Here is a 19,068-nt window from a genome sequence, read left to right on the forward strand (position 1 = left end):
TCGACGACGCCTGCGGTGCTGCTCCAGCCGCCGCCCGGGCCGCGTACGACGAGCGGGCGGCCGCCGGGGACGACCTGCGAACGGGACGCCGCTGACCGATGATTGTCGGGGCGGGGGATCGTCTCCTCCTGTGCCCGGGTCGACCGGACCCGCGTCGCCGAGGGAGGACCCCATGCCCACCATCCAGCCGACGATCGTCACGCCCGACGTGGCGCGCCTGCACCGGTTCTACGAGTCGGTGCTCGGCGCCGTCGAGGTCAGCCGGGTGCCCCAGGAGGGGCCGGTCTTCTACCTCGGGCTGGCGGTGGGCGACACCGAGCTCGGCCTGGTCGCCGCCGAGGGGCTGGAACTCACCGCCCCGCAGCGGATCCTGCTCACCGTCGGAGTGGCCGACGTCGACGAACTGCTCGACCGGGTGACCACCGCCGGCGGGCGGGTGCTCGGTCCGCCGAACGACATGCCGTGGGGCCAGCGGGTGGCGCACGTCGAGGACCCGGACGGCAACAAGGTCAACCTGACCCACCCGCTCTGAGCGCCCCCGGCCGCCGGCCCGGTCGCCAAGGGCGTGACTCCGGGCGCGGCCGGGGCGGGGCCGGTCAGGAGATGTAGTGCAGGATCACGTTGTGCACGTGGTGGCTCTTGCGGTCACCCCGGAACTCGACCTCGTAGGTGTGGGTGCCGACGTGGATGGCGATGGCGCCGCTGGAGAAGAACGAGCCACCCCACGACTTGTTGCTCACCACGCTCACGCTGGTGATCTTCGAGTACGGGATGCTGGTGATCGCGTACCGCTTGCCGACGAAGGAGCGGTCCTGGATGATCACCCGGCGGTCGGTGAGCCCGATGAACCCGGTGCCGGTGCCGATGGCGTCGTAGACGGCGATGATCTGTTCCCCGTCGAGCAGGCCGCTCTGGATCTGCTCGAACTGCTCCTTGCGGTCGTACGTCGCGTGTGCCATGGGTCCGACGGTACGAGGGGTGCGCCAGTGCCGGGGCAGCGCGCAGGGGCCGGAGGGCCTAGCGTGTTCCCCAGTCGACCGATCGAGGGGCACCGGCGGTGGCGTGGATCAGGAACTGGTGACGGCGCGGTACGCGTCCTCGATCCGCGCGGCCAGCAGGACCTCACCCTCGGTCAACGGCTCGTCGTCGCGGTGCCCGAGGCGGATCTGGGTCTCGTCGGCGCTGCGGCTGATCTCCGGCCGCAGGTGCAGCGCGTCGGAGACGACCTTGACCCGTTCGGTCAGGGCCGCGTGCTGGGCGTCGTCGATCACGAGGATGCGTCTGATCTGCTCGCCCTCACGGGTCCAGCCGGACAGCAGGGTGAGCGCGTCACTGAGGTAGTCGCGCTTCGCCCGGCCGCTGAACAGCACGCGCATCACCGCACCTCCCAGGCGTCGTTGCCGGCTTGTGGCCAAATCGTCGCCGTCCCGTGTCTTGTCGGTGGTCCCTAGTCTGTCGTCGCATGGGCGGTGTGTCCACGCCCACACTTCTCTCATCTCCTGACCTAGCGGACCCGCTACGGTACCCAAACCGCCGATTGATCTGGCACGCTGGACGCCCGTGCGAACCGAACGGACCAGTGCCAGCGGCCAGCCCGAGCGGCGGGCCCTGAAGGTCGTCGTGGGCGCGGCGATCATTTCCGGTGGGCGGGTGCTCGCCTGTGCCCGTACCGCCCCGCCAGAGGTGGCGGGCATGTGGGAGTTTCCCGGCGGCAAGGTCGAGCCGGGGGAGAGCGAGACCGCGGCGCTCGTCCGCGAGTGCGCCGAGGAACTCGCCGTGCGGGTCGAGATCGGTGCGAGGGTCGGTGGCGACGTCCGGATGGCCCATGGCCGTTCCGTCCTGAAAGTGTACGCCGCGCGGCTGCTCCACGACGACGAACCGAAACCGCTGGAGCACGCCGCCCTGCGCTGGCTCACCGCCGACGAACTGGACACGGTCACCTGGCTCCCGGCCGACGCGCCCATCGTCGAGGCCCTCCGCCCGCTCCTGCTGACCGCCGCCTGACCAGCCGCCGCCTGGGCGGGCGACCCGATCGGGCCGCCGGGCGTCGAGCGGTCACCCGCGGCGGGAGGCGGCGGGTGAAAAGGGGCCGGGGGCCGGCGGCGGTGCCGCGGCCCCCGGTCTCGCATCCGGATCAGTACTGTTCGTCCTGGTTCGGGTGGACGAAGTTGAGGTGCTCCGGCGGGAGCGGGAACGTCACGTCGTCACCGAACGGCGACGGGGCCGCCGGCCGGTCGAAGGTCAGCTCGGTCAGCGGGAGCTTGCCGTTGTCGTCGACCGGCGGCATGGTCGGCCGGGGCACCTCGCGGTGCCAGTTCAGGCCCTGCTGCGCCTGCACCTCGGCGTTTACGTCGTGTGAGCCGCCCGCGTGCGAGTGGACCCCGCCGGGTGCGGTGCTGGAGTGGACGGCGTCCTCGTGCTGGCCGCTGCTCATGCTGGTCTGAGGCACCTGACCCCTCCGGAAGATCTTGTTACCGAGCCATACGAGGGGATCGTACCTGCGGTCGACGACCCGCTCCTTCATGGGGATGATCCCATTGTCGGTGATCTTGATGTGCTCCGGACAGACCTCGGTGCAGCACTTGGTGATGTTGCAGAAGCCGAGCCCCTGCTCGGCCTGGGCGTACTCCTTGCGGTCGGTGCGGGTGTCGAGGGGGTGCATGTCCAGCTCGGCGGCGCGGATGAAGTACCGGGGGCCGGCGAAGGCGTGCTTGTTCTCCTCGTGGTCGCGGACCACGTGGCAGACGGTCTGACACAGGAAACACTCGATGCACTTGCGGAACTCCTGCGAGCGTTCCACGTCGACCTGCTGCATCCGGTAGTCGCCGGGGGCGACGTCGGCGGGCGGCGCGAAGGCCGGCGTCTCCCGGGCCTTCTCGTAGTTGTACGACACGTCGGTGACCAGGTCCCGGATCACCGGGAAGGTCCGCAGCGGGGTGACCGTGACCGTCTCGGTCTCCTCGAACGTCGACATCCGGGTCATGCAGCTCAACCGGGGCTTGCCGTTGATCTCCATCGAGCAGGAGCCGCACTTGCCCGCCTTGCAGTTCCACCGGCAGGCCAGGTCCGGCGCGTCGGTGGCCTGCAACCGGTGGAGCACGTCGAGGACGACCTCGCCCTCGTTCACCTCCACCTGGTAGTCGGTCAGGTCGCCGCCGCTCGCGTCGCCCCGCCAGATCCGGAACTGTCTCCTGCTGCCCATCAGCTACCGGCCTCCTCGGTGCGGGCGTCGAACTCGGCGAGTTCCTCGTCGGTCAGGTACTTGGCCAGCTCGGCCCGGTCGAAGAGGCCGATCAGCTCGGGGCGCATCGTCGGCAGCGGCTTGCGGGCCAGGCTCACCGTCTCGCCGTCGAGCGCGCAGACCAGGTTCACCCGGCGCCACCCCGGGTCCATGGTCGGGAAGTCCTCCCGGGTGTGGCCGCCGCGCGACTCCCGCCGCTCCAGCGCGGCCAGCGCGGTGCACTCCGAGACCACCAGCATGTTGCGCAGGTCCAGCGCCAGGTGCCAGCCCGGGTTGTAGCGCCGCCCGCCGGCCGCGCTGACCGTGGCGACCCGGGCGCGCAGCTCGGCCAGCCTGCTCAGGGCGTCCTCAAGCTCGTGTTGCCGGCGGATGATCCCGACCAGGTCCCCCATCACCGCCTGGAGGTCCTGCTGGAGGGTGTACGGGCTCTCCCCGGTCTCCCGCTGCAGGGGCGCCAGGGCCGTCTCCACGGCGGCCTCCACCGCCGCCACGGCCACCTTCGGCCGGGCGGCCAGCCCGTCCGCGTACGAGGCCGCGTGCCCGCCCGCCCGTTTGCCGAAGACCAGCAGGTCGGAGAGGGAGTTGCCGCCGAGCCGGTTCGAACCGTGCATCCCGCCGGAGACCTCACCGGCGGCGAAGAGCCCCCGGACGTGCCCCTGCGCCGCACCGGAGTCCGGGTCCACCTCGACGCCGCCCATCACGTAGTGGCAGGTCGGCCCGACCTCCATCGGCTCCTTCGTGATGTCGACGTCGGCCAGCTCCTTGAACTGGTGGTACATCGAGGGCAGCCGGCGGCGGATCTCCTCGGCCGAACGCCGGGAGGCGATGTCCAGGAAGACGCCGCCGGCGGGCGTACCCCGACCGGCCTTGACCTCGCTGTTGATCGCGCGGGCGACCTCGTCGCGGGGGAGCAGCTCGGGCGGACGCCGGTTGTTGTCCGGGTCGGTGTACCAGCGGTCGGCCTCCGCCTCGGTCTCCGCGTACTGCTTGCGGAAGACGTCCGGGACGTAGTCGAACATGAACCGGCGTCCCTCGGAGTTCTTCAGCACCCCGCCGTCGCCGCGCACGCTCTCGGTGACCAGGATGCCCTTCACCGACGGCGGCCAGACCATGCCGGTCGGGTGGAACTGGAGGAACTCCATGTTGATCAGCGTCGCCCCGGCGCGCAGCGCGAGGGCGTGCCCGTCCCCGGTGTACTCCCAGGAGTTCGAGGTGACCTTGTAGGACCGGCCCACCCCGCCGGTGGCCAGCACCACCGCCGGGGCCTCGAAGAGGATGAACTCCCCGGACTCCCGGTAGTAGCCGAACGCCCCGGCGATCCGGTCGCCGTCGAGGATCAGCTCGGTGATCGTGGTCTCGGCGAAGACCTTGATCCGGGCGTCGTAGCTGCCGAACTGCCGCCGGTCCTCCTGCTGGAGGGAGACGATCTTCTGCTGGAGGGTCCGGATCAGCTCCAGGCCGGTCCGGTCGCCGACGTGCGCCAGCCGGGGGTACTCGTGCCCGCCGAAGTTGCGCTGCGAGATCTTCCCGTCCTTGGTCCGGTCGAAGAGCGCGCCGTACGTCTCCAGCTCCCAGATCCGCTGCGGGGACTCCTTGGCGTGCAGTTCGGCCATCCGGACGTTGTTCAGGAACTTGCCGCCGCGCATGGTGTCCCGGAAGTGCACCTGCCAACTGTCCCGGCTGTTCACGTTCCCCAGCGCGGCGGCGGCGCCGCCCTCGGCCATCACCGTGTGCGCCTTGCCGAACAGCGACTTCGAGATGATCGCCGTCTTCTTCCCGGCCAGCCGCGCCTCGATCGCCGCGCGCAGCCCGGCCCCGCCGGCCCCGACGACCACGACGTCGTAGTGGTGCCGTTCGATCCGCGTGGTTGCTTCTTCGCTGCCTCTGGTGGTGGTCATCTCGCCCTCTAGTTGATGAACCGCAGGTCGGGGAACCAGCCGGCGGCCAGCGCCATGATGTAGAAGTCGGTCAGCGCCAGCGTGCCGAGCGTGATCCAGGCGAGCTGCATGTGCCGGACGTTGAGCCAGGACACCCAGGTCCACGCCCGGTACCGGACCGGGTTCTTCGAGAAGTGCTTCAACCGGCCGCCGACGATGTGCCGGCAGGAGTGGCAGGAGATCGTGTACGCCCAGAGCATGGTCACGTTGCCGACCAGGATGAGGTTGCCCAGCCCGAACCCGAAGCCGTCGGGGGAGCGGAAGGCCAGGATCGCGTCCCAACTGTTGATCAGCGAGATGACCACCGCGATGTAGAAGAAGTACCGGTGCGAGTTCTGCCCGAGCAGCGGGAACCGGGTCTCCCCGGAGTACGCCTGGTGCCGGTCCGGCACCGCGCAGGCCGGCGGGGAGAGCCAGAACGACCGGTAGTACGCCTTGCGGTAGTAGTAGCAGGTCAACCGGAACAGCAGCAGCAGCGGCAGGGTCAGCGCGGCCTCGGGGATGATCCACCAGCCCGGCAGGAACCGCCCGAAGTGCGACGCCTCCGGGATGCACCGTTCGGTGATACAGGGGGAGTAGAACGGGGTCAGGTAGTGGTAGTCCGCCACCCAGTACCAGTCGTGCATGAAGACCCGGACCGTCGCGTACGCCAACCAGGCGCTGAGCCCGACCACCGTGACCAGTGGGGGGATCCACCAGCGGTCGGTACGCAACGTCTTCGCCGCGATAGCGGCGCGTGATCGCGCTCCGCGCGGTCTCGTTGCCGTTGAAGTCATTGCAGTTGTCTCCCTGACGGGGCCCTCGCGGGCGGCGGACGGAACTCCTGCCGGACAGGCGGGCCCGGGGATCCGCACCCGCTGTCGCTTACCTGCGCACACCACGACCGCGCCGGGGCGTGCACCGGCGCCGCCAAGTAGTGACCTACGTTACGCCGATCAGTGCCGCTCGCACGTGCAGACGCGGCGTCGAGATCGTCCGTCCGACCAGGAGAGATCAACTAGCCCGGTCGGTGCGGCGGTCCTCGCCGGCCGGCTGCGGACCGGCTAGGGGAGCAGGTCGGCCGGGTCGACGGTGACGGCGACCGGCCCGTCGAGGGTCAGCGGCTCACCGGGCTTCGCCGTCGCGTGTTCCACGAAGTGCGCGCCCTGCCGTCGGTACAGCCGCAACACCCCGGTCGCCTGGTCGACCAGCAGGTACCAGTCGATGCCGGCGGCGGCGTAGTAGTGCATCTTGAGCACCCGGTCGGTGGTCGCGTTGCTCGGCGAGACGATCTCGCAGACCAGCCGCACGTCGATCGCCTCGACGTACAGCGCGTCGAAGTCGACGATGTCGGCGACCACCAGGTCGGGGACGACGACCCGGCCGGGTCTGAGCCGGACGTTCACCGCTTCCAGCAACTCCAGGCCGGCAGACTCGGCTGCGGCTTCCAGCAGGTTCCCGAGTCTCCGGGAGATTCGCTGGTGGCGCGGGGTCGGGGCGGGGGCCACGTGGAGGCTCCCGTCGAAGAGTTCGACGCGTTGCGACGTCTCGCCGAGGGCGAGGTACTCCTCGTCGGTCCATGGCCCGTCGTGCTCGAACACCGCCACGGTCACGGTCACCCCCACCTCGGCTCCCGCGTGATCCTGTACCGCCCGCCGCCGCCATGGTCGCACCCCACGTGCGACCCGCCCCTGCCCCGAGTTACCGCCCCCGGCACCCCTGGTAAGAAGGGGACCCTTCTCTACCGTATGCGTTAAGAGGGGGCCCTTCCTTACACCCAGGCGCGGAGGAAGGCCAGCTCCTGGGTGAGCAGGTGCTCGGCGATCCCGCCGGCGGCCAGGTGGGTGGCGCCGGTCAACGGCAGCACCGCGTGCGGGCGGCCGGTGGCCAGCAGCGCCGCGGAGAGCCGCAGGGTGTGCGCGGCCACCACGTTGTCGTCGACCAGCCCGTGCACCAGCAGCAGCGGCCGGGCCTGGCTCCGCGCCGTGACCGGCTCGGCGGCCAACTCCACCAGCGAGTGGTGGGCGTAGACCTCCGGGCCGTCGTCCGGCAGGCCCAGGTACCGCTCGGTGTACGCGGTGTCGTACAGCGCCCAGTCGGTGACCGGGGCGCCGACGACGCCGCACCGGAACAGCTCGGGGTGGCGCAGCACCGCCAGCCCGGCCAGCCAGCCGCCGAACGACCAGCCGCGTACCGCCACCCGGTCGAGGTCCAGGTCTGGGTGCTTCTCGGCGAGCGCGCCCAGCGCGTCGACCTGGTCGGCGAGGACCACGTCGGCGACCCGCCGGTGGACCGCCTTCTCGAACGACGGGGCCACCCCCGGGGTGCCCCGGTTGTCCACGGTGACCACCGCGAAGCCGGCGTCGGCCCACCACTGCCGCTCCAGCCAGGCCGCCCGCGCGGCCACCACCTCCTGGTGCCCCGGGCCGCCGTACACGTCGAGCAGCACCGGCAGCCGCCGACCGGCCACGTGGGAGCCCGGGTAGAGCACCGCCGTGGGCAGCCGCCGGTCGGTGACCCGCTCCAGCACCGGGCGCGGGGCGTACGGCGGGGTGGCGGCCAGCGACCGGAGCACCGCCACCTCCCGGTCGCCCTGCCGGACCGTCCACCGGGTGCCCGGTTGGTCCAGCGAGGCGGTGCCGACGGCCAGCACGGTCCCGCCCACGGCGGCGGTGTGCCAGCCCGGGTCGGTGGTGATCCGGCGGGCGTCCACCCCGCCGCCGATCACGGTGCGGACCCGGAACAGGTGCCGCTGGCTCGGCTCCCCGTCGCTCGCCTCGACCAGCAGGTCGACCGGGCCGTCGTCGCCGGGCAGCCGCCCGACCACCCGGCGCACGTACAGCGAGGGCGGGGTGAGCAGGGTGCCGTCGGCGAAGAGGCAGCGGGCGTCGTACCCGTCGTGGGCCAGTTCGCCGCCGACCAGCACCCGCCCGTCGGGCAGGTGCGCCGGGGTGCCCGGGATCGGCTCCACCCAGCGCGGGTCGGCCAGCTCCGCGTGCACCTGGGTCTCCCCGGTGCGCGGGTCCACGGCGAGGACCAGGCCGTGCTGCTGGGCCCGGCGCAGCACGGTGATCAGCGGGCCGCCGTCGGCCCAGTTCACCGAGGCCAGATACGGGTACGTCTCGCGGTCCCAGTGCACGTCCACCCAGCCGCCGTCGAGGTCGAGCAGGTGCAGGCTCACCTCGGCGTTCGGCCCACCCGACACCGGGTAGGCGACGGTGGTCGGCGGGGTGGCCGGGTCGCTCGGGTCGTGCAGGTGCCACCGGGGCAGCCGGGAGTCGTCCACCCGGGCGGCGAGCACGGACCGCCCGTCCGGCGCCCACCAGTACCCCCGGTACCGGCGGAACTCCTCGGCCGCGATGTGTTCGGCCAGCCCCCAGGTCACCCCGGCGTCCTCGCCGGCCAGCATGGTGTCGGTGCCGTCGTTGTCGACCACCCGCAGCTCGCCCCGGCGCACCCCGTCGGCGGCGTCGGTGACGTACGCCAGCCGCTGCCCGGTCGGGTCGGGCCGGGGGTCGAGCACCGGGCCGGCGGCGGCCACCTCGACCACGTCCCCGTGCACCAGGTCGGCCCGGAAGAGCCGGCCGGCGAGCGCGAAGGCGGCCACCCGGCCGGCGGCGTCCAGCGCGTACGAGCCGATCCCGGCGGCGCTGAGCCGCAGCCGTTCCCGCAGCGCCCGCTCGCCGGGCGACAGCGCGGCCGGGTCGGCGTCGTCGCCGAGCAGCGCCGCCGGTTCGGCGACCAGGCGTTCCTCGCCGGAGACGACGTCGAGCAGCCAGAGGGCGTCGGCGGCGTCCTCCGGCCCGGCCGAGCGCAGGAAGACCACCCGGGAGCCGTCGCCGGCCACGGTGACGGCTCGCGGCGCCCCGTGGCTGAACCTGCGGGTGCGGGCGGCCAGCTCGGGATAGTCCACACGGCAGATCGTAGAGCGGTGCCGGGGCCGATGTGGCGGACCTGGACCAGACGCGTCCCGCTCGGGGCGGACCACCGCCGGTTAGAGTGACCGTCGTGACGACGCTGCCCGACCGCCGGCTCCTGCTGGTCCACGCGCACCCCGACGACGAGTCCATCGGCACCGGTTCGACGATGGCCCACTACGCCGCGAGCGGCGCCCACGTCACCCTCGTGACCTGCACCCTCGGTGAGGAGGGGGAGATCCACGTACCGGCCCTGGCGCAGCTCGCCGCCGACCAGGCCGACCAGCTCGGCGGGTACCGGATCGCCGAGCTGGAGGCGGCGTGCGCGGCGCTCGGCGTCACCGACCACCGGTTCCTCGGCGGCGCGGGCCGGTACCGCGACTCCGGGATGATGGGGCTGCCGACCAACCAGCACCCCCGCGCGTTCTGGCAGGCCGACCTCGACGAGGCCGCCGGGCACCTGGTGGAGGTCATCCGGGAGGTACGCCCGCAGGTCATGATCACGTACGACGAGAACGGCTTCTACGGGCACCCGGACCACATCCAGGCGCACCGGGTCGCCATGCGGGCCCACGAGCTGGCCGCCGCCGAGGGGATCGCCCCGGCGAAGGTCTACTGGACGGCGATGCCGCTCAGCGTGCTGGAGGCCGGGCTGAACCACTTCGCCGAGTCGTCGGACAACCCCTTCGCCGGCATCACCGACCTCACCGAACTGCCCTTCGGCACCCCGGACCCGGAGATCGCGGCCTGCCTCGACGCCACCGAGCAGCACGCCGCGAAGGAGACGGCGATGCGGGCGCACGCCACCCAGATCCCGGCCACCTCCTGGCTCTACTCGATCGCGGGGAACTTCGGCGCCGAGTTCATGGGCGTGGAGTACTTCACCCTGGCGGTCGGGGCGAAGGGCCCCGGCAGCGGCCCGTACGGCTGGGAGAGCGACCTCTTCGCCGGGCTGCCGGTGGGCGCCCCGGCCGGGGAGTCGACCGACCCGGGTCCGGCCCCGGACGGCCCCGACCGGGCCCCGGTCGCGGCGGCCGGCCAGCGGTGACCCTGCCCGCCGCACCGATGCCGATCGTCGACGAGGAACCCGTTCCGACGCCGCCCGGCCGGGCGGCGCGCGTCGCCGACCTCGCGCTGCGGGTGGCCGGCGGCGTGGTGGTGGTCGTCGCCGCGGTACTGACCGTCGTCCTGGAACTGCTGCTCTCGGCGGTCCGGGTGGGCGGGTACCTGATCGGGGTGTCGGCGCTGATCGCGATCGGCGCGAACATCGCGCTGAGCTGGTTCGCCCACGAGACGGTCGGCACCCGCTGGGCGGTGGTGCTGCCCGCGCTCCCCTGGTTCGCGATCATGTCGGTCGCGGCCGTCCGGACCGACGAGGGCGACCTGCTGCTCGCCGGGGACAACTGGGTCGGCCTCGCGATGATCGTGACGGGCGCGATGACGTTCGCGGTGATGGGCTTCCGGCAGATCCTCGTCCCACCGGCACCCCCGCGCTGAGGGGCCGGCCGGGCCGGCGGCCGGAAAATCGACCGAAGTTCCGGTCTTCGGTCCGTCGAGGTGCTGACTTCTCCCAGGCGGATTTGGTAGACATTCCTGCCAGGAGCCTGCCGCCGGGGCGGGCGGGTACGGCGGGAGACGTGCAATGAACGAGCGGTGGCGCGCTGTCGGTGCGCTCGCGGGAGCCCTGTTCGCGGTCAACGTGGTCGCCCGACTGGTGATCGAGTTCGGCTTCGACGGTGACGACAGCACCGCCGCGGACCGGGTGTCACTCGGCATGTTCGTGGTGATCGGCGCGATCCTCGCCACGCTCGGCTTCCGCTGGGGGAGCGACCGGCCGGCGGGCCGGTGGACCGCGGACATCGGCGCGGCGGTGCTGGCGGCCCTGCTGCTGACCATCTTCGTCGGGCCGCTGCTGGTCGGCAACAGCCCCTTCGCCGGTGGCGCCGGCACCTTCTTCGCCCAGATCTGGCTCTACCTGGCCGCCGCCGGAGCCGGGGTGCTCGTCGGCTACCTGGTGGTCACCGCCCTCGGCCGCGACTACCGCTCACGGCAACTCGCCCGGTACGCCGAGGAGCGCACCACCCGGCCCCGCCGCGTCGTCGGCCGCTGAGCCCGGCCACCACCAGCGCGCCCGGTCCGCGTCCGCGCGCCCGGGTCCGCGTCTGCCGTCAGCGCCGCTGGCCCTGAGAGAGCCTGACGACCGGATGCCTGTCGAGCTGATGTCGGGAACGACTCACGGCGCTGCCGAACGGCAGGGCCGGCGGCGGCCGGGACCGTCGTCCACGGGCCTTTCGAACTGCCCCACCCGTGAGATCACGGGCACCCCCGGGCAGCACACCGCCTGCCGTCCCGGTCGGGGCTGCCGGCGCCCGAGCCGGCACGGTCCGCCTCGCGCCCGCCGACGCCGCACGGTCTCCGCTGTCACCGGCGTACCGGGCACTGCCCCGTCTGTGCGGGCAGCTCCAAAGGAGGCCGGGCACGACACCGAGCAGCCCGAGGCGAGGCACCCCCCAGCGGTCAGGGGGTGGGGGCCGTCCGGGTCAGGTAGGTGTGGTGGGTGGTGAAGCCCAGCTTCCGGTACAGGGCGACGGCGGCCACGTTGCGCTGCTCCACCTGGAGGAAGGCGTGCGTGGCGCCTCCGCTGCGGGCCCAGTCGGCGAGGCTCCGGACCACCTGGCCGGCGAGTCCCTGCCGGCGGGCCGCCGGGACCACCTCGATCAGGCCGAGCCCGAGCCAGCGTCCGCCGCCGGTGACGGTGCCCCGGCCGATCGCGGCGAGGGTGCCGCCGGCGTACACCTGGGCGAAGCGGACCTGGTCCACGGCGGTGAGGACGTGGTGGGCGGAGTCGGGCAGCCCGCCCTTGCGCGCGGTGGCGACCGCCAGCCAGTCGTCGGACGGTGCCTCGACCAGGTCGACCCGTGCCCCGACCGGGTCGGCCGGTGCCCCGGGCACCGTCACCGTCGGTGCCGACAGCGCGGCCAGGTCCACCGTCTGCACCAGGACCGGGGGACCGGCGGTCCAGCCGCGGGCGTCCAGTTCGGCGCCGACCGGCGCGGCGAGCGGGAGCGGGGTGTTGACCAGCGCGGGGCGGCCCCGGTCGGCGTACCAGCGCTCGACGGCGTCCACGGCCGCCGGCAGTGGCCGGTCCGGATCGCCGACCGGCAGCGCGGAGTTGGCCCGCCCGGTCCAGCCCTCGGCGCTGCGCAGCAGCCAGTCGCCGAGCCGGTCCCGGACCGGTGCCGGCCAGGCCTCGTCGGCGGCCAGCTCCAGGTCGACCACGGCGGCGGCGGTGGGGCGACGGGCCGGGGGTACCCGTTTGGCCCGGTGCACCTCGTCGCGCGGGACCCGCATCCGCCCCTGTGCGGTGGCCAGCGTGAGATGGGTCTCGCTCAGCTCGACCAGTTCGCCGAGAGCGTCGGAGAACAGGGGCCGGCCCTCCCGAATCCCCACAATCCGGCGGACCACGATCCGGTGTCCCACATCCTGCTGTCGGAGCACGATCGACCCCCTCCCCGGCGAGATACTAGGCTCTTACCGTCGCGGGTGATCGCGGCGTGTCTTGCGGAGGAGAAGACCGGTGACCTACATCATCGCCGAGCCCTGCGTGGATGTGCTCGACAAGGCATGCATCGAGGAGTGCCCGGTCGACTGCATCTACGAGGGAAATCGGATGCTCTACATCCACCCTGACGAGTGCGTCGACTGCGGTGCCTGTGAGCCGGTCTGCCCGGTCGAGGCGATCTTCTACGAGGACGACGTCCCGGAGCAGTGGAAGGACTACACCGGGGCGAACTACGAGTTCTTCGAGGACCTGGGCTCGCCCGGTGGGGCCTCGAAGATCGGCAAGGTGGAGAAGGACGCGACCTTCGTCGCCGCCCAGCCGCCGCGCGGAGAGGGCCACTGAGCGTGTCCGCGCCGCTGTCCTCGCGGCTGCCGGACTTCACCTGGGACAGCCTGGACGCCGCGGCCACCCTGGCCGCGGCGCATCCGGGTGGTCTGATCAACCTCTCCATGGGGACGCCGGTCGACCCGGTGCCCCCGGTGATCCGGCAGGCGCTGGCGGACGCCTCCGACGCCCCCGGCTACCCGCTGACCGCCGGTACGGTCGAGCTGCGGCGGGCCATGCTGGCCTGGGTCTCACGGGCCTGCGGCGCGGGGGTGGACGGGCTCGGGGTGCTGCCCACCATCGGCTCGAAGGAGCTGGTGGCCTGGCTGCCGACCCTGCTCGGGATCGGCCCCGGTGACGTCGTGGTGATCCCGTCGATCTGCTACCCGACGTACGACGACGGGGTCCGGCTGGCCGGGGCCACGACGGTACGCGCCGACTCGCTGACCGCGGTCGGCCCCACGTCCCGGGTACGCCTGGTCTGGCTGAACTCGCCCGGCAACCCGACCGGCCGGGTGCTCCCGGCGGCCCACCTGCGCAAGGTGGTCGACTGGGCCCGGGAGCGCGGTGCCGTGGTCGCCAGCGACGAGTGTTACCTGCCGCTGGGCTGGACCCCGGGTGCGGACCCGGTCTCGGTCCTCTCCCCGGAGGTCTGCGGCGGCTCGTACGACGGCGTCCTCGCGGTGCACTCGCTCTCCAAGCGCTCCAACCTGGCCGGGTACCGTGCCGGGCTGGTCGCGGGCGACCCGACGCTGGTCGCCGAGCTGCTCAAGGTCCGCAAGCACGCGGGCATGATCGTGCCCGCCCCGGTGCAGGCCGCGATGGTCGCCGCCCTCGGTGACCAGGCGCACGCCGACGAGCAGCGGGAGCGGTACCGGGCCCGCCGCAAGGTCCTCGCCGCCGCGTTCACCGACGCCGGGTTCACCATCGACGACTCCGAGGCCGGGCTCTACCTCTGGCTGACCCGGGGCGAGGACTGCTGGCAGACGGTCGACTGGCTGGCCCGCCGGGGCATCCTGGCCGCCGCCGGGGTGTTCTACGGCCCGGCCGGCAGCCAGCACGTCCGGGTGGCGCTGACCGAGTCCGACGAGCGCGTGGCGCAGGTCGCCGACCGGCTCGCCGAGCGCTGACCGCCGCCGCGCGCCGAGCGGAAACCGAGGTACGCGTGATGGTGGACAGGCCCGTCGGCCGGACCCGTGCCGCGGTGGTCGGTACCGGCCTGATCGGTGGTTCCCTCCTGCTCGGGCTGCGCGCCGCCGGCCTCGACGTGGCCGGCTGGGATCCGGACCCGGTGACCCGGGCGCAGGCCCGGGAACAGGGCGCGACCAGCCCGGACCGGCTCGACGACGCGGTCGCCGACCGGGACGTGGTCTTCCTCTGCGGGCCGCTGCCCACCCTCCCGGAGACCCTGCTGCGGGTCGCCGCCCTGACCGGGGACGGCTGCGTGCTCACCGACGTGGGCAGCACCAAGGCGGAGCTGGCCGGGTTCGCCGACGGGCACGGGCTGGCCCACCGGTTCGTCCCCGGCCACCCGATGGCCGGCACCGACCGGGCCGGGCTGGCCTCGGCCGTACCGGGGCTCTTCGAGACCGCCGCCTGGGTGCTCTGCCCGACCGGGCCGGGGCTGCCGGCGTTCCGCTGGCTCGCCGGGCTGCTGCTGGCGGCGTTCCGGTCCCGGGTGGTGCCGATGAGCGCGACCGGGCACGACGCGGTGGTCGCGCTCTCCTCGCACGTGCCGCACCTGCTGGCCGGGGCGCTCGCCGGGGCGGCGCACCGCGCCGAGCTGGGTGACGCGGTGCTCGCGCTGGCCGCCGGCAGCTTCCGCGACGGTACCCGGGTCGCCGGCAGCCCGCCGCAGCGGACGGCGAACATGCTGCTGGGCAACCGGGAGCAGGTGCTCCGGCAGCTCGACGCAGTGCGGGCGTACCTGGACGAGCTGGCCGGGGCGGTCCGCGCCGACGACCCGGCCGGGCTGGTCGGGCTGTACCGGGGGGCCGCGACGGCCCGTACCGGACTGGACGGCCGGACGCTGCGGGCCGCCGCGCGCGACTTCCCGCTGCGGGGCACCGGCGACGCGGAGCTGGCGTACCTGCTGGCGCTCGGCGCCGACGGCGGCCACCTGAGCGGCTGCCGGGTGGCGGACGGGCGGGTCACCTACACCGCCCACCTCCCGACCGCCGTCCTCTAACCTGAGGACATGGTGGATGGACCGGTGGTGGCGGTACGTGGCGAGGCGTACCGCGAAGTCGCTCCCGAGGTCGCCCGGTTCCGGGTGACCGCACTGGCCCGCGACCGGGAGCGGGAGGCCACCCTGACCCGGCTCGCCGAGCGGGCCGCCGCCGTCCGGGTGCTGCTCGACTCGTACGGGCCGGTGGTGGAGCGCCGCGAGACCGGCGAGTTGCAGGTCCGCCCGGAGCTGAAGCGCTCCGGTGAGCGGGTGGTGGCGTACCACGGCAGCGTGACCACGACGGTGACGGTCACCGACTTCACCGCCCTCGGCGAGCTGATGCTGCGCCTGGCCGACCAGGACCAGGTGGAGGTCTCCGGTCCGTGGTGGTCGCTGCGGCCGGACAGCCCCGCGCACCGCCAGGCGCGGCAGGCCGCCATCGCCGACGCGCTGGTCCGGGCCCGGGAGTACGCGGAGGCGCTCGGCGCCCGGGTGACCGCCCTGATCGAGCTGGCCGACAACGGCCTGGGCGCGCAGCCGTTGACGAGGATGGCGTTCGCCGGGGTGGCGATGGACGAGGGCGGCACCCCCGAGCTGGACCTCGACCCGCAGCCGCAGGCCGTGCAGGCCAGCGTGGAGGCGCGGTTCACGATCAGCGAGCCGGTCCTGGAGTGACCCCGCCCGCGCGGCCGTGCACCGTCGACGAGCTGGTGGCCCGCGCCCGGGCGCTCGCCGGGGCCGGGCCGCGCCAACTGCTCGGCGTCGCCGGTGCCCCCGGTGCGGGCAAGTCCACCCTGGCGGAGCGGATCGTGGCCGAGGTCGGCCCGACGGCCCGGCTGGTGCCGATGGACGGGTTCCACCTGGCCCAGTCCGAGCTGGTCCGGCTCGGCCGGGCCGACCGCAAGGGCGCGGCGGACACCTTCGACGCCAACGGGTACGTCTCCCTGCTGCGCCGGTTGCGCCGGCTGGAGCCGACGACGGTGTACGCGCCGGAGTTCCGCCGCGAGTTGGAGGAGCCGGTCGCCGGGGCGATCGGGGTGCCGCCCTCGGTCCGGCTGGTGGTGACCGAGGGGAACTACCTGCTCCTGGCCGACCCGCCCTGGGACGAGATCCGGTCCCTGCTGCACGAGGCGTGGTTCCTGGACCTGGACGCGGAGCTGCGGTTGCGCCGGCTCACCGCCCGGCACGAGGCGTACGGGCGGTCGGCGGAGCAGGCACGGGCCTGGGCGCGGGGCAGCGACGAGGCGAACGCGCGCCGCGTCGTCGGCACCGCGGACCGCGCCGACCTGGTGGTGCGGCTAGCCGACGCCCTGCCGCTGTGACGGGACCGCCCGGCGCAGCAGCCGGGCCACCCGGGCCCGTTCCCGGCCGAACTCCGGCGACGCCGGGTACCCGCTGTGGTTGCGGATCGGCGGGTCGCAGACCTCCCCGTCGCTGGGGTGCAGCGCCTCCGGGTCGCGGACCGGCACGTCCCGTTCGCCCGCGTCGACGGGCCAGCCCAGCGGGTCGGTGGCCCGCCAGAAGTTGGTCCAGCCGGCCGGTGCGGTGCGCCGCCCGGTCAGCACCGGCAACCGGTCCGGCCCGAAGTACGCGGGGAAGACCCGCCCGTACAGCCGGGTGAGCTGGCAGCCGTAGGAGAAGAACCAGATCCGCCGTCGCCAGCGCACCGGGAGTTGGAGCAGGACCGCCGTGCAGATGACGGCGCCCTGGCTGTGCCCGGAGAGGATGAGGCCGTCCACCCGGCGCGGGTCGTGGTCGTCGAGCGCCAGCAGCCCGGCCGCCCGGGTCTGGAGTTCCGGTACCGCCCGTTCGGCGTAGCAGGGCGGGGCGAGCGGGTGCGCGGCCCGGGGCCAGAAGGTGGCGATGTCCCAGATCACCCCGACGCTGCGGCGGGCCGTCTCGTTGCGGTAGACCAGCAGGCCGAGGGCGGCGGCGGCCACCGGCAGCCAGCCGAGCAGGGAGTCGCCGACGTCGGCGACGGCTTTGACCGCGACGTGCCAGCCGCTCACCGTGATGGGGTGGGGGCGGGTGTGTGACAGGGCGGCGGCGCAGCCGACCACGGCGAGCGCGGCACCGAAGACGGAGTACCGGCCGACGAGGCTGATGGCGTGCTCGCCGACGAGCCGGTGCAGCGCCCGGTACGTGCTGACGTCCCGGCTGCGGCGGATCTCGTGGGCGGAGAGGGTGTTGCCCGCCGGGACCAGTTTGGCGTACTCCCGGCGGCGGAGCCGGGTGAAGATCACGACGGCGTGCCCGGTGACGGCCAGCAGCGCCAGCAGCGCCCCGATGAACACCAACCCCGCCCACATCACCGGGATCGGCGGGATCACCGCGGACCGCCCGCTCGGGGTGGCGCCGTTGTTGAGCCGGTCGGTCGCCCAGTAGAGGGCCCCGGCGCAGTAGGCGACGGTGAGCAGCCAGCCGAAACCGGCGATGACCGCCGGCGCCCGGCCGCCCCAGGCCACGTCGGTGTGCGGTACCCGGGGTGCCGCCGAGGCGGCCGGCCGGGTCCGGGGCAGCAGCAGGCCGAGCATGGCCAGGGCGCAGGTCGGGACGGCGAGCAGCCAGATGTCCAGCTCCGGTGGGGCGGGCGGGGTCCCGGGCAGCCAGCCGGAGATCCAGGCGGCCCCGGTGGCGAGCAGCAGCCCCGCCACCACCGGCAGGGCCAGGGCGCGCCGGCCGGAGCGGGCCACCGCCCCGATCGCGATCAGCAGCAGCAACTGGGCGTTGCTGAACCAGGCGATGTACCAGTCGTACCCGGCCAGCGAGCAGTCCGCGTCGCAGCCCGGCAGGTCGGGGTTGTCGGCGCAGCCGGCGGGCGGGCGCAACGCGGCCAGCGGGGTGCCGGCGGGCCCGTCCGGCAGCAGCAGGACGACGAAGGTGCCGGCCAGGCCGGCGCAGGTGAGCACGATGACCGCCAGGCTCCAACGGCCGAGCGGGGTGGCGCCGGCCCGGCGGCTCAGCCACGGCCGGCCCAGCGCCACCACGGCGATGACCAGAACGGCGACGAAGAGGGCCACGGTGGGCCAGACCACGGCGGCCTTCGCCCCCCGGGGCGGGTCCAGCACGATCACCGAGCCGAGCGGTACCGCCGCGGCGATCACCGTACCGACGCAGAGGTGCAGGACGGCGGACCGGCGCAACTGGCCCTCGCCGCCCCAGAAGGTGGGGTCCTGCAACGGGTTCTCCAGCGGGGGGCGGCGCGGGGCGGCCGGGTCGGCGTCGGGGGCCGGGCCGGCGTCGGTCGGGCCGGCGGTGTCCGGGGTGGTGGCGGGGGTGGTGTCGCCGGCCGGTTCGCCGGTGGGTGGGCCGGCCGGCCGGGCGGGCATCTGCGCCTCGTACTGGTAGGTGCGCCAGCCGAGCAGGCCGAGGAAGGCCAGCAGGCCCAGCGGCACCAGCAGGCCGACGGCGAGGGAACGGGTGTCCCGGCTCCACCAGCCCTGGCCGAGGAACTCCCACGGGCCGGGTATCCGGCTCAGGCAGCTCTGGTCGACGCACTGCCAGCCGATCAGGTCGACGCCGACGCCGGTGGCGGTGAGCGCCAGCGTGCCGGTCAGGCTCAGGCAGAACAGCCGGATCAGCCAGGCGGTGATGCCGGAGCGGCTGCTCCACCGTTCCCGGTCCGGATCCGGTGGGATGCCCGGCCGGGCGTGCAGCGCGACGTTGGCCAGGGCGAAGGGGAGCAGCAGCGTCCACAGGGCCCGGTAGACGTCGTGCGCGGTGCGCGCGCCGGAGGTGAGCTGCCCCCAGCTGTAGGCCTCCACGGCGAGCGGGTCGCCGGAGCGGGCGGTGCTGGACCGGTAGAAGCCGGTCACCTCGTCGCCGGCGACGAGCCACGGTCGGGGCCCGTCGCCGCCGGGCTCGGATCGCAGGCCGAGGATCTGGTCCGGGGGCGTGTTGGACACCCCGTGTACGCGTAGTTCGAGCACCCGCCCGGCCAT

Annotated in this window: 19 protein-coding genes; 10 read left to right on the forward strand and 9 right to left on the reverse strand. The window is 73.7% G+C overall.

Annotation, left to right across the window (positions count from 1 at the left end):
- Positions 1-172: 172 nt before the first annotated feature.
- The gene (locus tag ACQUFX_RS30820) at positions 173-532 is read left to right on the forward strand and encodes a VOC family protein (protein WP_428963650.1); all 360 of its coding nucleotides are present in this window, start codon (positions 173-175) and stop codon (positions 530-532) included.
- Positions 533-596: 64 nt separating this feature from the next.
- Here the strand turns inward: ACQUFX_RS30820 and ACQUFX_RS30825 are convergent, their stop codons facing one another.
- Together ACQUFX_RS30825 and ACQUFX_RS30830 are read right to left on the reverse strand one after the other, a co-directional pair.
- Positions 597-959, reverse strand: a complete 363-nt coding sequence (locus tag ACQUFX_RS30825) for a PH domain-containing protein (protein ID WP_428963651.1) — start codon at positions 957-959, stop codon at positions 597-599.
- 108 nt (positions 960-1,067) lie between these two features.
- Positions 1,068-1,376 (reverse strand): 4a-hydroxytetrahydrobiopterin dehydratase, encoded by a 309-nt coding sequence (locus ACQUFX_RS30830; RefSeq protein ID WP_067360025.1) that lies wholly within the window; start codon positions 1,374-1,376, stop codon positions 1,068-1,070.
- 184 nt (positions 1,377-1,560) lie between these two features.
- Here ACQUFX_RS30830 and ACQUFX_RS30835 point away from each other — a divergent pair, with 184 nt between their 5' ends.
- Positions 1,561-2,004, forward strand: a complete 444-nt coding sequence (locus tag ACQUFX_RS30835; protein WP_428963652.1) for a (deoxy)nucleoside triphosphate pyrophosphohydrolase — start codon at positions 1,561-1,563, stop codon at positions 2,002-2,004.
- Positions 2,005-2,134: 130 nt separating this feature from the next.
- Here the strand turns inward: ACQUFX_RS30835 and ACQUFX_RS30840 are convergent, their stop codons facing one another.
- The 5 genes from ACQUFX_RS30840 to ACQUFX_RS30860 all read right to left on the reverse strand — a co-directional run bounded on the left by ACQUFX_RS30840 (position 2,135) and on the right by ACQUFX_RS30860 (position 9,070).
- Positions 2,135-3,202, reverse strand: coding sequence for a succinate dehydrogenase/fumarate reductase iron-sulfur subunit (locus ACQUFX_RS30840; RefSeq protein WP_428963653.1), 1,068 nt, complete (start codon positions 3,200-3,202; stop codon positions 2,135-2,137).
- Positions 3,202-5,139 carry a fumarate reductase/succinate dehydrogenase flavoprotein subunit gene (locus ACQUFX_RS30845; protein ID WP_428963654.1) on the reverse strand — a complete coding sequence of 646 codons (1,938 nt, stop codon included), beginning with the start codon at positions 5,137-5,139 and terminating at the stop codon, positions 3,202-3,204. Before ACQUFX_RS30845 ends, ACQUFX_RS30840 begins: the two co-directional genes overlap by 1 nt.
- A gap of 8 nt (positions 5,140-5,147) precedes the next feature.
- Entirely contained in the window at positions 5,148-5,954 is an 807-nt protein-coding gene (locus ACQUFX_RS30850) for a hypothetical protein (RefSeq protein WP_428963655.1), read from the reverse strand.
- A 267-nt stretch (positions 5,955-6,221) separates the two neighbouring features.
- The gene (locus ACQUFX_RS30855) at positions 6,222-6,770 is read right to left on the reverse strand and encodes a Uma2 family endonuclease (RefSeq protein ID WP_428967130.1); all 549 of its coding nucleotides are present in this window, start codon (positions 6,768-6,770) and stop codon (positions 6,222-6,224) included.
- Between the two features lie 158 nt (positions 6,771-6,928).
- On the reverse strand, positions 6,929-9,070 hold the full coding sequence (locus tag ACQUFX_RS30860; RefSeq protein WP_428963656.1) for a S9 family peptidase: 2,142 nt from the start codon (positions 9,068-9,070) through the stop codon (positions 6,929-6,931).
- A gap of 86 nt (positions 9,071-9,156) precedes the next feature.
- Here ACQUFX_RS30860 and mshB point away from each other — a divergent pair, with 86 nt between their 5' ends.
- From mshB to ACQUFX_RS30875, 3 genes are all read left to right on the forward strand, one after another.
- Entirely contained in the window at positions 9,157-10,122 is a 966-nt protein-coding gene (gene mshB, locus ACQUFX_RS30865) for an N-acetyl-1-D-myo-inositol-2-amino-2-deoxy-alpha-D-glucopyranoside deacetylase (RefSeq protein WP_428963657.1), read from the forward strand.
- A gap of 17 nt (positions 10,123-10,139) precedes the next feature.
- Positions 10,140-10,571: a hypothetical protein gene (locus ACQUFX_RS30870; RefSeq protein ID WP_428963658.1), complete on the forward strand. Its 432-nt coding sequence runs from the start codon at positions 10,140-10,142 to the stop codon at positions 10,569-10,571.
- 145 nt (positions 10,572-10,716) lie between these two features.
- Positions 10,717-11,184 (forward strand): hypothetical protein, encoded by a 468-nt coding sequence (locus ACQUFX_RS30875; protein ID WP_428963659.1) that lies wholly within the window; start codon positions 10,717-10,719, stop codon positions 11,182-11,184.
- Positions 11,185-11,591: 407 nt separating this feature from the next.
- Here ACQUFX_RS30875 and ACQUFX_RS30880 read toward each other — a convergent pair whose 3' ends face one another.
- Positions 11,592-12,572 carry a GNAT family N-acetyltransferase gene (locus ACQUFX_RS30880; RefSeq protein ID WP_428963660.1) on the reverse strand — a complete coding sequence of 327 codons (981 nt, stop codon included), beginning with the start codon at positions 12,570-12,572 and terminating at the stop codon, positions 11,592-11,594.
- Between the two features lie 79 nt (positions 12,573-12,651).
- Here ACQUFX_RS30880 and fdxA point away from each other — a divergent pair, with 79 nt between their 5' ends.
- The 5 genes from fdxA to ACQUFX_RS30905 are packed head-to-tail and all read left to right on the forward strand — an operon-like array spanning position 12,652 to position 16,449.
- Positions 12,652-12,978 (forward strand): ferredoxin, encoded by a 327-nt coding sequence (fdxA, locus tag ACQUFX_RS30885; RefSeq protein ID WP_007464872.1) that lies wholly within the window; start codon positions 12,652-12,654, stop codon positions 12,976-12,978.
- A gap of 2 nt (positions 12,979-12,980) precedes the next feature.
- Positions 12,981-14,090 (forward strand): succinyldiaminopimelate transaminase, encoded by a 1,110-nt coding sequence (gene dapC / locus ACQUFX_RS30890; protein ID WP_428963661.1) that lies wholly within the window; start codon positions 12,981-12,983, stop codon positions 14,088-14,090.
- 38 nt (positions 14,091-14,128) lie between these two features.
- Positions 14,129-15,148 carry a prephenate dehydrogenase gene (locus ACQUFX_RS30895; RefSeq protein WP_428963662.1) on the forward strand — a complete coding sequence of 340 codons (1,020 nt, stop codon included), beginning with the start codon at positions 14,129-14,131 and terminating at the stop codon, positions 15,146-15,148.
- Positions 15,149-15,157: 9 nt separating this feature from the next.
- Positions 15,158-15,802 (forward strand): SIMPL domain-containing protein, encoded by a 645-nt coding sequence (locus ACQUFX_RS30900; RefSeq protein ID WP_428963663.1) that lies wholly within the window; start codon positions 15,158-15,160, stop codon positions 15,800-15,802.
- Positions 15,799-16,449: a nucleoside/nucleotide kinase family protein gene (locus ACQUFX_RS30905; RefSeq protein WP_428963664.1), complete on the forward strand. Its 651-nt coding sequence runs from the start codon at positions 15,799-15,801 to the stop codon at positions 16,447-16,449. The genes ACQUFX_RS30900 and ACQUFX_RS30905 overlap by 4 nt, the downstream gene beginning before the upstream one ends.
- Here ACQUFX_RS30905 and ACQUFX_RS30910 read toward each other — a convergent pair.
- Positions 16,426-19,068: a hypothetical protein gene (locus ACQUFX_RS30910; protein ID WP_428963666.1), complete on the reverse strand. Its 2,643-nt coding sequence runs from the start codon at positions 19,066-19,068 to the stop codon at positions 16,426-16,428. The two genes, ACQUFX_RS30905 and ACQUFX_RS30910, sit on opposite strands and share 24 nt — an antisense overlap.

This window comes from Micromonospora fluostatini, from assembly GCF_050410825.1.
GTDB lineage: Bacteria > Actinomycetota > Actinomycetes > Mycobacteriales > Micromonosporaceae > Micromonospora > Micromonospora rosaria.